The organism is Candidatus Eremiobacteraceae bacterium (assembly GCA_035710745.1).
GTDB lineage: Bacteria > Vulcanimicrobiota > Vulcanimicrobiia > Eremiobacterales > Eremiobacteraceae > JANWLL01.
In genome coordinates this window covers 1-15510 of the sequence record DASTCX010000013.1, presented here as the reverse complement: position 1 = coordinate 15510, position 15510 = coordinate 1, and the positions used below count along the sequence as shown (strand labels likewise).

At 66.0% G+C, this 15510-nt stretch carries 13 protein-coding genes; all 13 read right to left on the bottom strand.

What is annotated here, in order from left to right:
* Positions 1-67 precede the first annotated feature (67 nt).
* Positions 68-652: a BsuPI-related putative proteinase inhibitor gene (locus VFO25_04060; GenBank protein ID HET9342081.1), complete on the bottom strand. Its 585-nt coding sequence runs from the start codon at positions 650-652 to the stop codon at positions 68-70.
* Between the two features lie 62 nt (positions 653-714).
* Positions 715-1920, bottom strand: a complete 1206-nt coding sequence (locus VFO25_04055) for a BTAD domain-containing putative transcriptional regulator (GenBank protein ID HET9342080.1) — start codon at positions 1918-1920, stop codon at positions 715-717.
* Complete coding sequence (locus VFO25_04050) at positions 1917-6134, bottom strand: tetratricopeptide repeat protein (GenBank protein ID HET9342079.1); 4218 nt, start codon at positions 6132-6134, stop codon at positions 1917-1919. The genes VFO25_04055 and VFO25_04050 overlap by 4 nt, the downstream gene beginning before the upstream one ends.
* A 1-nt stretch (position 6135) precedes the next feature.
* Positions 6136-7296 (bottom strand): chorismate synthase, encoded by a 1161-nt coding sequence (gene aroC, locus VFO25_04045; protein ID HET9342078.1) that lies wholly within the window; start codon positions 7294-7296, stop codon positions 6136-6138.
* 108 nt (positions 7297-7404) lie between these two features.
* Complete coding sequence (locus tag VFO25_04040; protein ID HET9342077.1) at positions 7405-9441, bottom strand: secretin and TonB N-terminal domain-containing protein; 2037 nt, start codon at positions 9439-9441, stop codon at positions 7405-7407.
* A 3-nt stretch (positions 9442-9444) separates the two neighbouring features.
* The gene (locus tag VFO25_04035; protein HET9342076.1) at positions 9445-9966 is read right to left on the bottom strand and encodes a hypothetical protein; all 522 of its coding nucleotides are present in this window, start codon (positions 9964-9966) and stop codon (positions 9445-9447) included.
* A 3-nt stretch (positions 9967-9969) separates the two neighbouring features.
* On the bottom strand, positions 9970-10857 hold the full coding sequence (gene pilO / locus VFO25_04030; protein ID HET9342075.1) for a type 4a pilus biogenesis protein PilO: 888 nt from the start codon (positions 10855-10857) through the stop codon (positions 9970-9972).
* Positions 10854-11441: a PilN domain-containing protein gene (locus VFO25_04025; GenBank protein HET9342074.1), complete on the bottom strand. Its 588-nt coding sequence runs from the start codon at positions 11439-11441 to the stop codon at positions 10854-10856. The genes pilO and VFO25_04025 overlap by 4 nt, the downstream gene beginning before the upstream one ends.
* Positions 11442-11467: 26 nt before the next feature.
* Positions 11468-12592 (bottom strand): type IV pilus assembly protein PilM, encoded by a 1125-nt coding sequence (gene pilM / locus VFO25_04020; protein ID HET9342073.1) that lies wholly within the window; start codon positions 12590-12592, stop codon positions 11468-11470.
* Positions 12593-12917: 325 nt separating this feature from the next.
* Positions 12918-13619: a Crp/Fnr family transcriptional regulator gene (locus tag VFO25_04015; GenBank protein HET9342072.1), complete on the bottom strand. Its 702-nt coding sequence runs from the start codon at positions 13617-13619 to the stop codon at positions 12918-12920.
* 138 nt (positions 13620-13757) lie between these two features.
* The gene (locus tag VFO25_04010) at positions 13758-14552 is read right to left on the bottom strand and encodes a prepilin peptidase (GenBank protein ID HET9342071.1); all 795 of its coding nucleotides are present in this window, start codon (positions 14550-14552) and stop codon (positions 13758-13760) included.
* A gap of 1 nt (position 14553) precedes the next feature.
* Positions 14554-14988, bottom strand: coding sequence for a prepilin-type N-terminal cleavage/methylation domain-containing protein (locus tag VFO25_04005; protein ID HET9342070.1), 435 nt, complete (start codon positions 14986-14988; stop codon positions 14554-14556).
* A gap of 164 nt (positions 14989-15152) precedes the next feature.
* Positions 15153-15510, bottom strand: a 358-nt coding sequence (locus tag VFO25_04000) for a hypothetical protein (GenBank protein ID HET9342069.1), incomplete at its 5' end; no start/stop codon positions are given.

Sequence of the window (15510 nt, the reverse complement as noted above, 5' to 3'; positions counted from 1 at the left end):
AGCTTTAGCTCGACCGAAAACGGCCTCGCGTTGGGTGGTCCGCGGCGGTCGAGGTAAACCTCGACCGCTACAACGGTTTAGAGACGAGGAGCGGTTTGATGCCCTGGAACGACGTGTAGACGCGATAGTCGCCCGGCGGCACTTGCAGCTGGTTGAGGTTGTTGATCGTCCAATCGGCCGTGTACACTTTTGTCTGGCCCGGAGCGAGGCGAAGCTTCGTCGGCTTCTTCGAATAGTTGTGGAAATACGATGAACGCCAGACCTCGAGCGGCACGACGAACCAGCCGCCGATGAACGTGTAGATGCGCCGCACCGTGAACTCGCACTGCAACGCGCTCGGGAAATCGAGGTTCATCGGAAGCGCCGAGTCGTTGGTGATCGCGAGCCGCAGCTCGACCGTGCCTAACTGCGGCAGCGAGTCGGTCGGGTGCATCGTCTGCGGGTCGATGACCGAGAGGTCGTAGTTGAGGCCCGCCGGCAAGCCTGGATCGTTCTGGTCGAAGAACCGAGAGAGCTGCTGCGGCAGGACGGGCTCACCCGCCGCCTCACGGTTGAGCGCCGCGAGGCCCATGACGATGACGAATGCGAGCGCGGCCAGCGTAAGCAGAACGCTGAACGGCGACGATTGGCGGCGGCGCGGAAGTGGTGCCAAGGTTACCCTGTTGTTCGGCCCCCCGGGATCGAGGATCCGGTCGAGCACACCCGCAGACGCGTTCACTCCGATGCGTCCGCGGCGGCGTTCAGTAGCTCAGCGGCTTCATCCCAGAGCGAGCGCAGTTCCTCATATAATGCATCGGCCGATTCGGGACGGTGGTTTAGGAAAACCGCGTCCGTCAGCGGGCGTTTCGCGCTCGGGAGCGCCTCGGAGACCCACGCCAGCGCCTCGTCCGCCAGGTCCACGTCACCGGCGGCCTGTGCGTCCGCCAGCGCCCGCAGGCCCTGTTCGGCAGCCGCTTGTTCCTTGTGGCATTCCCGGTAGCACCTGCCGAGCAACAGCCGGTTGCGGGGCTGCGGGTTGGTTCGCACGACCCGCTCGAGGCACAGAGCGGCTCCGGCCATGTCGCCGGCGTCCATGAGCTCTCGGGCCTTGCGCATCGCATATGTCTGGTGCTGCTCGATCGGCGTGATGTTCTGCTCGGGCCGTGTCGAGGCTGCTTCGGCCGGCGCTAGGATGACGCGCAGCTGTTCCGCGAGCGGCTCGTCGATCGCCGCGAGTCCGATCCACGCGTCGCCGTCGTCCGGATCGACGTCGAGGATGCGCGTGTATATGGAAGCAAGCCGATCTTTGACGTCGGCGCGGCCGGGGGCGAGCGAAAGGAGCTCGCAGCACGCCGCTGCCTCTTGGCCGAGCTTGCCGCGCGTACGATAGATGTCCGCCAGATGCTCTATGCCTTCGACGAGCAGCTTCGGGTCGTGCGCGCGCAAGAGCGACACGAGATCCGTCGCGTTCTCGAGCGACGACGGCTCGAGGCCGATGAGTCGCTTCGCAGCCGGGATCGCTCGCGCGAGATCGCCCGCCGCGACGAGCCGGTCGACGGCGCGCCGCAGCCTGTCGACCGCGAGATCACCGCGCTGCGTCCGTTCGTACAGCGCCGAGACGTCGATGAGATCCTCGGCGTCGTCCGGATGGCTCTGCAGGCGTTCTTCAAATTCGGCGATCGCTTCGCCCATGCGACCGGCATCCGCCAGCGCTCGGCAATGCGCCCGACGGATATCCTTGTCATCCGGGAACGCCTCCGAGGCCGCTTCAAGGGCATCGATGAGTTGATCGTCGGGTGCGGCTGCGATCGACAGCTCGGCAAGTTTGCGCGCGGAGTCGAGCCGCGACGGGCTCGCCTTCGGTTTCGCAGACGCCTTGCCGCGCTTTTTCGGCGCTGGCTTCCACGCGGCGACGGCGGCCTGAAGTTCGCTTTGCTTCACCGGTCGTTCGACGCCTCGGAGCGATTCGGTAGCCGCTTCACTTTCGGGCCTTCTGTAGCACCGAGCTTCGACTTCACCGACTTGATGCGATCGGCGATGTCGCGGAACGTGCAGTCGCGGGCGTACAGCTCTTCGTACGAGGAGAGCGACAGCGCAAGCGATTCCGGATCTTTCTTGCCCTCGTACAGGTCGCCGAGGTTGTACAGCGCGTCGTTGTATTGATGCTCCGGATAGCCGGGCGTTTCGATCGCCTTCTGGAAGCGCTTCGCAGCGGCGGTGTCGAGGCCCTGACGGCGCAGGCACAGGCCGATCGCGTTGAGGCACAAGACGATGAACTCGGTCTCGCGCTGGATCGACTGCAGGATGACGAGCGCTTCCTCGACGCGGCCGAGCTCTCGATACGCGATGCCGAGCCGGTACTTCGCGGCGACCGAGCCGGTGTCGGCGTCCTTTTCGAGCCGTTCGACGAACTGATCGATGAAGTCGCCGTTGTTCTCGTCGAAGCGCGCGAGCGCGATGAGGAGCTCGACGGCTTGCTCGACGTCGCCGCGCGCCGCCTTGACGAGGCACAAGCGATAGCGCGTCGCCGTATGTCCCGGCCGAAGCTCCGCCGCGTTATCGAGCAGCTGCTCCGCCGTGGCGAGATCGGGGAATTGATCGGTCAGCAGGCACGCGAGCTGGTAGCAGGCGTCCGCGTTGTACGCGTTCTTCTCGACCGCGGCTCGATATGCGTCCGCGGCTTTCTCGTACTGATGGCGGGCCAAGAACACGCTGCCGCGCGACGCCGCGTCGACGGATCCTTGGGCTTCGACCGCCCGCTCCTTCGCGGCCGCGATCCGGTCGCGCAAAGGTTCTACCTCCGCCGCGAGCACCGCCGCTTCACGCAGAAGCGCGAGGGCGTCGGCGGCGTTCGACCACGTGAGCAGTTTTTCGGCCGCCTCGAGCAGCTGCTCGGCCGCTCCGCCGATGTCGCCCACGTCTTTGAGCAGTGACGCCAGCTCGCGACGATACGGCACCGGGTTGTCGGCTATCTCGGCCAGCTTGCGGCAGACACGTTCGAGGTCGGCGGCGGAGCCGGCGGCGCGATATGCCCCGAGCGCCTCATCGAGCGACTTGCGCGCGTCATCGGTCTTGCCTGCGCGTTCGTAAGCGCGGGCTACGAGTTCGAGCGATTGCCCGTCACCGGGGCGCGCCGCGAGCAGTCTCGGCGCGAGCTCGACGGCTTTGTTCGCGTCGTCGCCCACGAGATATTGCGCGATTGCCTGCGAGAACGCGAGCCCCGCGGCCTCGATGTTGCCGAGCTTTTCGTGTACTTCGCCCAGTTCTTGACGGAAGCTCGGATCGCCCGGGAAACGTGCGACGAGATCCGCGTACGCTTCGAGCGCCTTCGCGGGCTCCTGCGCGAATGCATAGTGCGCGTCGTCGCGCGCGAGTGCGGCGGCGGTGCCTTTGTCCGCAAAGGTGAGGAACAATTGGCCAAGGCGCTGGTGGACGAGCCCCGTCTTCGACGGGTCGGCGGCAGCGAGCGTGCGATACGTCTCGCGCGCCCCTGACGCGTCACCGAGGTCGCGCGACAAGTCGGCGACGGCCAATAGATACGGGGCGGGTTTGGCCTCGAGGTTGGCGCGCGCGCGAGCGACGCGCAACGCCTCGACCGAACGGCCCTCGTGGATGAGCCCTGCAAGCTCGGCCGCGACCTCGAACGGCATCTCGCCGTCCGCGGCGAGCGTCTCGATGGTGCGCAGCGAATCGGCGCACGCCTCGGCCGGAACAACGGCGACGACCGCCTCCGCGTACGACTCGTCCGTCGCGCGCCGGCGCTGCTCCGGGGCGGGCGCTGACGCCGCCGCGGCGGACGCCGCCGCGACTTGTGCGTGAGCGGCCGCTGCCTCTTCGCGCGCTTTCGCCGCTTCATCTTTGAGGCGCGCGCAATCCGCGCGCATGCGCTCAGCCTCGACAGAAGCCTCGGTCCGGCCGTGCTCGGCTTCGCGCCAAGCCGCTTGCGCGGCCTCGAGCGCGCTGCGCTGCGCGGCGACCTTTGCGGTCACCTCGGAAAGCGCCGCATTCTCTGTCGCGAGCAACTTGACTTGAGCGTCGGCGTCTTTGCGGGCGTCTTCGATCGCAGCTAGTCGCGACGACAGTGCTTCGGCATCCGCTTCGCGCTTCGCGCGGAGCGCTTCCGCTTGATCTGCGGCCAGCGCAGCGGCCTGGCGCTTTTCTTCCGCCGCTGCCGCGAGGGATTTCGAGCGGGCGTAGGCCTCATCGGCCTCGCGCTTGCGGGCCTCGGTCGCTTCGAGTGCGGACGTCGACTGCGCGAGCGTAGCAGCCGCCGCGGCGGTCGCCGTCTCGATCTCTTTGAGCTTCGCTGAAGCCTGCTTCAGTTTTCCGGCATCGGCTGCGCCGGCCGTCGCCGTCTTGACCTGTTCGCGAAGCGCTTCGAGCTTGGCTTCGGCCGCGGCAGCCAAAGCGCTCGCATTCTCGCGACGAGCCTCGGCGTCGGCGGCATCCTTGCTCGCCGCGGCGAGGCGCTTCGCGATCGCGTCGTTTTCGGCCGCAGCTTGGGCTTGGATCGCCTTCAGCTTGGCATCGCTCTCGGCTGCTTGCGCTTGGATCGCTTTGAGCTTCGCATCGCTCTCGGCTGCTTGCGACTCGAGGGTCTTGAGCTTCGCTTCGTTCTGGGCAGCGGCCGTTGCGGCCGCCTCGCGGCGCGCTTCGGCTTCCGCAGCTTCGCGCTTCGTGTCGGCGACGCGCTGAGTCGCGGCTTCCGCATCCGCAGACGCCCGACTGTGCAGACCTTTGAGCTTCGCTTCGGCTGCCGCAGCCTCGGCTGCCGCAGCGCTCGCCGCGTTGTGGTCGTCTTTGAGCTTCTTCGTCGCAGCCTCGAGCGCGGCAAGTTCTTTCTTACGCTCCTCGGCGGCTCGCGTGACATCGGCCAGCGATGCTTCTTCCTGCGCGCGACGCGATGCGATCTCGGCGAGCTCAGCCTCTATCTCGGCGCGGCGCTTTTCCGCGGACGCGGCGACGGCGGACTCGCTTTGCCGCGCCTCATGGAGCGCCGTCGCAGCGGTCTGCGTCTCGTTTTCGATGTCGCGCTTGCGCCGCGACAGCTCATCAGCCTGAGCGCGACTGCGCCCGATCGCCTCATTGAGCGTCGCGAGCTCGGCTTCGGCTTGCGCCTTCGCGGTGAGGGTCCCGGCACGCGCCGAGACCGCAGCTTCGGCCTCGTCCTTGGCGCGAGCAAGACCGGCCTCGAGCTCGAGGCGTGCGCCGCTGAGCTCTTCGATCTCCTTTTGGAGTTTGAGGCGCTTCTCGTCGAGCGCGGCGACCGCTGCAGTGTCGACGACCGGCGCCGCCGGAGCGCTTCGTGGCGCATCCGCCGCAGCCGAATGAGCGGGCTGCGCGACGACCGTCGAAGGCGCGGTTTCGACCGCGGCCGCCTCAGCTGATCCGTCGAGCGCGGCGGCCTCTTCCGCCGCGGCCAGCGCGTCTGCGGCACGATCGTTGATGTCGTCGAGCATGAAGCGCGCTTTTTGGTTCGCACCGTCGAGCGCGAGGACCATGTGGCACAGTTGCTGTGCGGTGCCGAGCTGTTCGACGTCGCGCGCCATCTCGGCCGCTTGAAGGTAGTAGCCGAGCGCCTCCGGGACCATGCCCTTCGTCTGATGGAGCTGGCCCATGTGCACGACCGCTTGCACGTGCGTCTTCTCGCGATCGAGCACTTTCTTGAACGCCAGGATCGCCTGATCGTACTGTCCGTTCGCTTGATAGATGCAGCCGGCTTCGAAAAGCGCGGGGATGTGCTTGAGGTTCGACTTGCGCAGGACGTCGATGAATTTCGCCAGCGCGTCCTGCGTGCGGCCCTCGACGACATCGGCTTGGCCCATCTGGAAGATGACATCGAGGTTCGCAGGGTCGAGCGCATGCGCTTGTGCGAACGCTGCGCGCGCTTTCGGCATGTCGCCCGAGTCGTACAAGAACCGTGAGCCCGCGTCGAGCAGCAGCTCGACCGCCTTCGGCTTATCGCCAGCGGTCGCGATGATGCCCGCGGCCTCTACTCGGTCTTCGGCGGAGCAGTCGGGCAGCGCCGCTGCGCGGCGCGCGCTCGCCGACGCGGTTTCCAGATCGCCGCTCTGCGCCGACGCGCGTGCGGCAGCGATGAGCGCATCCGCTCTGCCGTGGCTCTCGCCTCCCGCACTCGCTGGGATCGACCCCACCTTATCCTCCGAGCCCCTTGAAGAGCGTGTCCGCTCCGCGCTGCGACGCGTCGAAATGCTCTCTCGACTCCGCGGCCGAATCGCCGCCGTACTTCTCCGACACCGCGTCGGCCAGCGCGAGGCACAACATCGCTTCGCCGATGACCGATGCAGCCGGCACCGCGCAGACGTCGCTGCGCACGATCGTCGCCGGCGCTGCCGCTCCCGTCGACAGGTCGACGGACGCGAGCGGCTTCATCAGCGTCGCGATCGGTTTGACCCGGACGCGCACGACCAGATCCTCCCCGTTCGACATGCCGCCCTCGATGCCGCCGGCGCGATTCGTGCCGCGCGCGATGCCGCCGCCGCTCGGCTCGAACGTGTCGTGCGCCTTGCTGCCGACGTACTCGCCAGTCGTGATGCCTTCTCCGATCTCGACCGCCTTGACGGTCTGAATGCTCATCATCGCTGCCGCTATGCGCGCGTCAAGCCGATCCCAAGGCTGCCGGTTGCTGCCGATCCCGACCGGCATCCCCATCGCGCGAAGCTCGAACGCCCCGCCGAGCGTGTCTCCATCTTTCTTCGCGCGGTCGATCCTTTCGACCATGAGCGCCGACGCCGAAGCGTCCGGACACCGCACGGGAGAATCGGCCACATTATCACTATCGGGCAGGCGACCTAAGTCCCCCGCGCGCACCTCGCCGATTTGAAAAACGAAGCCGTTCACTGTGATGCCGAACACACCCAAATACTGCCTCGCGATCTCGCCGAGCGCGACGCGCATCGCCGTCTCGCGTGCGCTCGCGCGCTCGAGCACGTTGCGCAGATCGGCGTGCCGGAATTTCAGGCCGCCTGCATAGTCGGCGTGTCCTGGCCGCGGCCGGGTGATCGGCGGCCCGCTTCCCGTCAGCGGATCCATGAGCGCGCGGACGTTCTCGTGATCGCGATTGCGGATGACGAGCGCCAGCGGCGATCCTAGCGTCACGCCGCCACGGAGGCCCGCGAAGAACTCGACGGTGTCGTGTTCTATCTGCTGGCGTCTGCTTCGGCCGTGACCGCCTTGACGCGCGGTCAGCGCCGCGTCGATGGCCGCTACGTCGAGCCGCAATCCTGCCGGAATGCCGTCGATGATGCCGACGAGCGCCGGTCCGTGCGACTCGCCCGCGGTGAGATACCGGATCATGCCGTTTCCGGTCGAGATGAATCTCGACCGCTCCCATGTCGTCATGCGGACAAGAAAACCGCCGGCCCTGAGGCCGGCGGGTTCGTCGTCCCTGAGGTCAGTTCGCGGTCATTGCCGCTCGTTGATGATATGCGGCGTGATGAGGAATACGACCTCGTTGTGGAGCTTCGTCGTGTTGATGTTCTTGAAGAGCACCCCGAAGACCGGGATGTCGCCGAGCAAGGGGATCTTCGAGATCGACTTCGTCATCTCGTCGTCGATCATACCGCCGAGCACGATCGTCTCGCCGTCCTTGACGCGCAGCGTCGAGTCGGCCGAACGCTTGTTCAAGATCGGGAACTGCTGCACGAAGCCCGTGATGACGCTGCGCTCCGTGTGCAGGGTCGTCGTGATGTAGCCGTCGGTATTGATGACCGGCGTGATGTTCATCTTGACGCCGATGTCGACGAACTGCGCTTGGAACTGGCCCGCGCGCGGATCGTAGTAGACGATCGGGTACGTCTGACCGATGAGGATCGAGGCCGGCAGGTTATCGAGCGCCGAGACCTTCGGATCCGCGAGCAGCTGCGCTTCGTTGTGCGTGATGAGGTAGTTGAGCTGCGCTTGGATGAAGAGCTCGTTGCGCGTGAACGGCTGCAGCGGGATCGGCTGGCCGAGGTACTGCGTCGCCGGCAGCGTGAAGGTGGTCCCAGGCGGCGCGCCGAGCGGGTTCTCGAGGAACGCGAGAGCCGACGAGCCGGTGTAGTTGACGCCTGTGTTGTCCGTGTCGTTGGTGCGCGTGATGTCGATGACCTTGACTTCGAACATCACCTGCGGCGCCGGAATATCCGACAACGCGAGGAAGTTGCGCGCCGACTGGATGATGTCGGGCGTTCCGGTGACGAGCAGCGTATCCGTCCGCGCGTCGACCGTGAAGTTGTTGGCCGGGATGACCGTCGCGAGCTGCTTCTGCAGGTCGACGGGGTTCGCGTACTTGATCGGGAACGCGACGGACTGCGTCGCGACTTGCCCGGCTTGTCCGAACTGCGCCGAAAGATCCCCTGGCGTGCCCACGACGTAGACGTTGCCGACCTGGCGATAGTCGAGTCCGTTCGTGCGCACGATGAGGTCGAGCGCCTCTTTGAGCGGCACGTTATGGAGATCGACGGTCGTCGTTCCCTTGACGTTCTGCGTCGCGACGATGTTCTGACCGCTCTGTTCGGCGAGCACCTTCAGGACGTCGATGATGTCGGCGTTTTTGACGTCGAGCGTCACCGTTCCGGCCGAAGCCGAGCCGTAGCTCGACGATCCGCCCGGACCCATGTTCTGCGACGACGGCATCACGGATGAGCCCGGCGCATGATGGTACGGCGCGTAGTGCGATCCCTTGACCGGCACTTTGCAATAGAACTTTCCGCCCGGCAGCCACGGGTTCTGCGTCGCCGACGGAGCCGGCGCAGCGAATGCGACCGTCTGCGGTTTCGGCGCCGGATGCTGCACAGGCTTGGAAGCGACGGGCGCAGCGACGACGGCCGGCTTCGGAGCAGGCGGCGCGTGCACGACCGGTTTCGGTTGCGGCGCGGGAGCTTGCGCGGGCTTGACCGCTACGACGGCGGGTTTGCTCGCGGGCTTCGACGCGACGACCGCCGGTTTCGGGGCGAGCGCGGACGTCTGCCGGGTCTGGGCCGCGCGCGCCGCGGCGACGGCTTGCGCCGTCGGCAGCGTGTACGCGACTTGCGATGTCGGAAGGCGCAACGTCAGGCTCTTGTTGCCGGCGCCGGCTTTAAGATCGTACTGCGGCGTGCCCTGCGCCTCGACGACGATCCGCATGATCGCCGGCGACGAGGAGAGCTGGCCGAGTCGAACCTGCCGGATCGAGCCAGACGAAAAGCCGATGACCTTCGTCTGCCCGTCGTACGACGCCGGTGAGACGTCGATGACGAGATCCTGCAGGTTCTGCTTCGAATCGACCGCCAGCCGCTGCACATGCGTGCTCACGGAACCGGTCGCCGCGACAGAGACGGTGAACGCGCCGTCGGTCTTGCCGTACGATACGTCGGTCACCATGTTGCCTGCAGCGCTGCCCGGCTGCGGTGCGACGACGCTGCTCATAGCGATGACGCTGCTGAGCAGCCACGCCGACACCGACCGAAGATGCCGTAACATTGCCTATCCCCCTAGTGTGAACGTACGCTCGGCCGCGGGCGACCCCGTGTAGACGAGCGTGACGAAGTCAGGTCCGATCGCGGCGACGCGGAACAGCGAACCTACCGAGTCGCCTTGCCGGACGATGTACGATTGATCGTTGACCGCGACGATCGCGGTATAACCTTGGCCGCGCACGACACCGGTCAGCGCGACGCCATCCCAAATCGTGTGTGCCTGACCACCCGGGCCAAAACCGGGCAGTGTCGGAATCGACGGGAACGTCGAGACGGCGACCGGCTTGCTCGGCGGCGGCGCGGCTGCGGCCGGACCGTAAAGGGCGACGAACGGATCAGGTCTGCCGGCTCCCGGCACCTGATGGGCGCGCTGCACCGGCACCGGCGTCGACACAGGAGGCGGAGGCGTCGCGGTGATGAGCGACTGCGACACCGTGACGGCCGGCGGCGGCGGCGGCGGTTGCGACGAGCACGCCGCGATAGCGAGCGCAGCGCCGGCGGCGATAATCGCGAAGCTTGTGCGGTTCATCGCCTATCCTCCGTTGCCCGTGGTCCGGGCGCCGGATCCCGGAGGAGCCGGCGGCGGTACCGTGCCCTGCGTCGGGCTGAGACGATATGCGACGATCGGCAGCGTGATCGTCAGCGTCGGCGTTTCGCCGACGCCTACATGCGTCGAGGGCGCCAACGTGACGTTGCCGACGCCGATGAGTTTCGGGAACTTGTTGAGGTCGTTCAAGAACGTCTCGAGCTGCGCGTACGTGCCGGCGAACTCCATGTTGATCGGCACCTGCGTGAACGACTGGTTCAAGTACGCGATCGCGTTCGCGCGCGCCGAACTCGGCGCCGAGGTGCCGACCTTGCCGCCCGCGGTGTTTGCCGGCTGCGTACCGGCGGGTGCGTTAGGACCGGGGATAGGCGTCGCGCCGGTCGCGGTCGCCACGCCGTTCGTCGTGTTCGCTTGCGCATTCGCCGAACCGGCGGCGGCGCGCGCGCTGTTGATCGGCGCGACGGCGCTGATGTTCGGGTTGACGGTCGCGATCGGCCCCGGCGTCGGCGAGGACCCCGGTGCGGGAGTCGGAGGCGCCTGCGGGGTCACCGCGGTGACCTGGAGGCCGTCCTTCTTCGCGAGGTCTTCGATCTGCTTGAGGTACGACGGGATGTAGACGCGCGGGTCGGCCGTCAGCTCGACGCCCGCGAGCCGCGTCTGGATCTGTTTTGTCAGCGCGAGATATTGCGGCTTCTGGTCGGCGACGCGCTTGAGATCGCTGTACGACTGCTGGTCTTGCGCGAGGCGCGCTTGCGACGCGCTGTACTGCTGCTGCAGCGGCTGCACGATCGTGAAGAACGCGAGCAGGCCGATGACGACGATCAGCGCCGCGATGAGTAGGGCCCGGTTCAGCGGGTTCGAGAGGAACGTCATTGTCCGATCACCGCCTGGCTCAAGTCGCCGCTCATCGAGAACGTGACGTCGCCGCCTTCGCTCGGGTGGCTGGGGTCCGCGGGCTGCATCCGCGTCGTCGAGAGCGTCGCGTTGCCGAACATCGCCGACGAGTCGAGGTTGAGCATGAGGTTCGCCACGTCGCGGTATGTCGACGTCTTGCCCTCGAGCGCGACGTTGCCGCCGGTCGTCGAGTGGTTGACCGTCACGTTGTTGAACCACACGCCGGTCGGCGTGTTGTCGCTCAGGTCTTTCAGGATCTCGGAGAGCTGGATCGGGCTCTGCTTGATGCGCTCGAGCAGGTTCGCTTTCGCCTCAAGGTCTTGCACCTGATCCCGGAGGTCGTCGACTTCCTTCACTTGCGCCTGGACCGCGACGAGCTGCTGCTCCTGCGTCGTGATCTGATCGTTGAGCGCGGAGATCTTGTGGTTCATGACCGCCATGAAGCCGAAGATCGCCAAGATCTCGACGACGATGAGCCCGAGCCCGATCGCGAGACCGCGATCGAAGACGACGAGCCGCTGCTTCTGCGCAGACGGGAGGAGGTTTATGTTGATGACCGACATCGCTTGTCTTGCGTCCCCCGCTGTCCTTACGCCGAGACGGGCATGCGCCCGCCCTCAGGAGCCAGGTCGCGCAACGCCAGCCCTGCGGCGACGATGAGCGACGGCCCGATGTCGCTGAGGTATTCCGCCGGGAAATCGGCGGGATTGTACGCGCCCTGCGCGAGCGGATTGGCGATCGAGACCGGCAACCCGAGCTCGTGGCCGAGGAACGCGTCGAGATTCGAAAGGCGCGCCGTGCCGCCGCCGAGGATGACTGACTCGATGACCTCGCCGCGGAAGCGCGTGCGGAAGTAGTCGAGCGATTTGTGGATCTCGGTGACGAGCTCGGTGAGCGGCGGCGTGATGACGTTGAAGATGCGCGTGACGGTCGGCGGCACCGGCGCCGTGTCGCGCTGCGACAGGATCGCCGCCTTCTCGCGCTTCATCGTCTCGGCTTCGTCGATCGAGATGTTGAGGCCGGTGGCGATCGCCTTCGTGAACGCCGCGCCGCCGATCGGCACGTTGCGCGTGAACGGCACGAAGCCCGCCTTCGTGATGTTGATGCTCGTCGTCGACGCGCCGACGTTGATGATCGCGATGTTCTGCTGGAAGCGCGGATCGTCGGCCGGTATCATCGCGCGCACCATCGCGAACGGTTCGACCTCGACGACGCCGGCGGTGAGGCCGGCGAATTGGATGGCGCTCGCCTGCGACAGGACGAGATCTTTTTGCGCGGCGACGACGAGGACGTCCATGTTCTGCCCGTCATCGGCTTTGCCGAGGATCTTCGCATCGATCTGCGCTTCGTCGACCGAGTACGGCAAGAAGCGCTCCGCTTCGTACTTCGTCGATTCGCGCAGCTCGCGCTCGCTCATCGCCGGCATCGTCACCTGGCGCACGACGACGGTCGGGCCGGCGACGGCAGAGACGGTGCGCTTCGCGGTGAACGCGCCCTCGCTGATCAGTTGGCGCAGCGCTTCGCCGACGAGCGGCGGATCCGTGACGACGCCGTCTTTGATCGAGTTCGCCGGCGTCTGCACTTTGTACACGTGCTCGAGCACCGGACCATGCGGTGAGGGAGCGAACTGCGCCGCCTTCAGTTCGAAAGAACCGAAGTCGACGCCGATCGTGCGCTGGCCGCCTTTTGTGAAAAGTCTACCGAGGAACGACATCAGTGCTTCCTCTAGCCGACATCCATTGCCGACATCCCAATGGCCATGACGAACGAAGCGTCGGACATGACCTCATATCAATACCTATCGGCATGCGTGGGACGCATTTTAGAACGTACATTTGCGTGTGCTACCTAACGGGACGAAGGGAGCGGTCGAGATTTATCTCGACTGGTCGAGCGAAGCTCGACGTTCCTTACCAGCGACCGCCCGGGTCAAGCCTACGTCAATGCAAAGGGGCCCGGCTATGACCGGGCCCCCACAAAACCATCCGACGTCTTCTTCACTCGCCGGCCGGACACATCAAGCCCGGTCCCTCGCGGCTTTAGCCGAGCATCGTCTGGAGTCGCGCGTGGTCGACGACGACGATGTTCGCCGTCCGCATGTCGATGAGCCGCTCATCCCAGAACTTGTTGAGCATGCGGTTGACGGTCTCTCGCGTCGTGCCGATCATGTTCGCCATCTCTTGGTTCGTCAGGCGAAGCGTCAATCGCGTGCCGCCGTCGACCTTCTCGCCGAAGTTCCGCTCGAGGTTGAGCAGCAGCGAGGCCAAGCGCGTGCGGATGTCCTGATATGCGTTCGCCTGGATCGCTTGATTCGTCGCGCGTAGTCGCGACGATAGCGCGCCGACGAGGCTCAAGCACATCGCCGGATTGCGTCCGAGCAGCTCGAGGAAGTCTTTGCGGGCGAGGATCGCAACATCCGCGTCGCGGAGCGCTTTGATCGTCGCCGACCGTGGCGAGGCGTCGAGGACGCCCATCTCACCGAAGAAGTCGCCCTCTTTGAGGATCGAGAGGATCGTCTCTTTGCCGTCGTTGCTGACGCGAGTCACGGCGACGTTGCCGCTGATGACGACGAACAGCGCGTCACCGGGGTCGCCTTCGTACACGAGCACCGCGTGCTTCGCGTAGCGTCGCGCCTGCATGAGCGCGGACACCGCGACGAGGTCGTCGTCGGAGAATTCCGCGAAGAGCGGCACTTTCTTGAGCATCGCTGCATCTATGGGTCGATCGAAGGTTCGCTGCACGACGTTTCGCCTTTTCGATTTGCTTCTCGGCCGCGCGAAGGATGCGGGTCCGTCGCGTCGCCTTCAGCCGCGTTCGATACAAAGAGTATCGGCAGACACAGGCCGTTCGTGAGCGTCTGTCGAGCTAGAGCTCGACCGCTACAAGGACGCTCCATGCGACTGAACCCAATGGCGGTACGCCTCGAAGGGCGCGAAAGCGACCTGCGGCGCGAAGACCAGCGCGAGCCCTGCGATCACGAGGAATGGGCCGAATGGGAGCGCGTCCCGTCTTCCGCGACTTCCCGCGACGAGGACCGGTAGCGCGATAGCGGCTCCCGCAATAAACGACGCAGCGACGAGCGCCACGGCCGTGCTCGCTTGCAGCGCGAGACCGAGAGCCGCTGCGAGCTTCACGTCGCCGAGCCCCATCCCGCGACCGCGCGTGGCCAAGTAGATGAGCAGGAAAGCGCCGCCGGCGATCGCCGCACCTTCGAGCGCATCGAGCATGCGGTGCTGCGTGGCGCTGAACGCGAACGCGAGGATCGCACACGGCACGACGAACGCATCGGGGATGAGCAGATGATCGAGATCGAAGAACAGCACGGCGACGAGCACGGCGCCCAAAAGCGACGCGGCGATACACGCGAGAGTCGGGCCGTACTCGATCGCGGAGAGGGCGAAAAGCGCACCGACGACGAGTTCGACGAGCGGGTAGCGGACCGAGATCGGTGCTTTGCACGAACTGCATCTGCCGCCGAGCGCGAGCCACGAAACGACCGGGATGTTCTCGAGCGGACCGATACGGTGACCGCACGCGGTGCACCGCGAGGGCGGAAATACGACCGATTCGCCGCGCGGCACGCGGTAGATGACGACGTTGACGAACGAGCCGACGAGCAGTCCGAAGAGCGACGCTGCGAGCGGGAAAAACGCTAGCGCGACGTCAGAAGGCAAATCACTTCGCCTGGATTCCCGAGTTCTGGGCGTAGACGATCGACCCGCCGCCAGGGTTTCCCGGCAGGTTGAGCGTCGTCGTCGTGTCGTGGCCGCCGGAATCGCTGACGATGTACAAGCCGTACGTGCCGGTCGCGGTGTTGATGTTATAGTTCGACCCGTTGACCGGATCCTTCGGCGTGATCGCGAGATACGGCGTGCCGAGCAGCGTGCTCGTCACGGAGCCGCCTGGGCCGTACGAGCCCTGATGGTCGACCGCATATTCCTCGAGCCCCGTCGCGATCATCTTCACGTTGCCCTCGCAGCCGGACGTCTGCGCCTCGGCGCGAGCGTGGATGAAGTTCGGGATGAGGATGGCGGCTAAGATCGCGATGATCGCGATGACGACCATCAGCTCGATGAGCGTGAAGCCTTTGTAGCTGGCGCGCAGTTGCACGTCGTTGTGACCCTCCACACGGTTAATGCCCAAACGGTCGAAGCCGCGGACCGGAGCGTGCCCGGTGTGACACCCGTCGCAGCCGGGGCAGCGCAGCGCGCCGCGTCGAAAAACTGAAGGGCCGGCTTTGCGCCGGCCCTTTCCAGTCTCGTGATCCCGCTTTGTTACTTGGCTTGGATGCCCGAGTTTTGGTTGTAGATGATCGACTGACCGCCGGGGTTGCCCGGAAGGTTGCCGGTCGTCGTCGTGTCGTGTCCACCGGTATCCGTGATCTGGTACGAGCCGTACGAGCCCGTCGTGGTCGTGACGCTGTAGTTCGACTTGTTGACCGGATCCGACGGGGTGACGCCGAGGTACAGCGTGCCGAGCAGCGTGCTCGAAACCGTGCCGCCCGCGCCGTACGTGCCGTTGTGGTCGACGGCGTACTCTTCAAGCGCAGTCGCGATCTGCTTTTCGTTGCCTTCGCAGCCCGACGTCTGCGCTTCAGCGCGCGCGTGCAGGAAGTTCGGGATGAGGATGGCG

Bases quoted from the DNA above. Each gene is read 5' to 3' on its own strand.
- VFO25_04035 (HET9342076.1), bottom strand. From the start codon at position 9,966: ATGAACCGCACAAGCTTCGCGATTATCGCCGCCGGCGCTGCGCTCGCT.
- VFO25_04025 (HET9342074.1), bottom strand. From the start codon at position 11,441: ATGTCGGTCATCAACATAAACCTCCTCCCGTCTGCGCAGAAGCAGCGG.
- VFO25_04040 (HET9342077.1), bottom strand. From the start codon at position 9,441: ATGTTACGGCATCTTCGGTCGGTGTCGGCGTGGCTGCTCAGCAGCGTC.
- pilO (HET9342075.1), bottom strand. From the start codon at position 10,857: ATGACGTTCCTCTCGAACCCGCTGAACCGGGCCCTACTCATCGCGGCG.
- aroC (HET9342078.1), bottom strand. From the start codon at position 7,296: ATGATCCGGTATCTCACCGCGGGCGAGTCGCACGGACCGGCGCTCGTC.
- pilM (HET9342073.1), bottom strand. From the start codon at position 12,592: ATGTCGTTCCTCGGTAGACTTTTCACAAAAGGCGGCCAGCGCACGATC.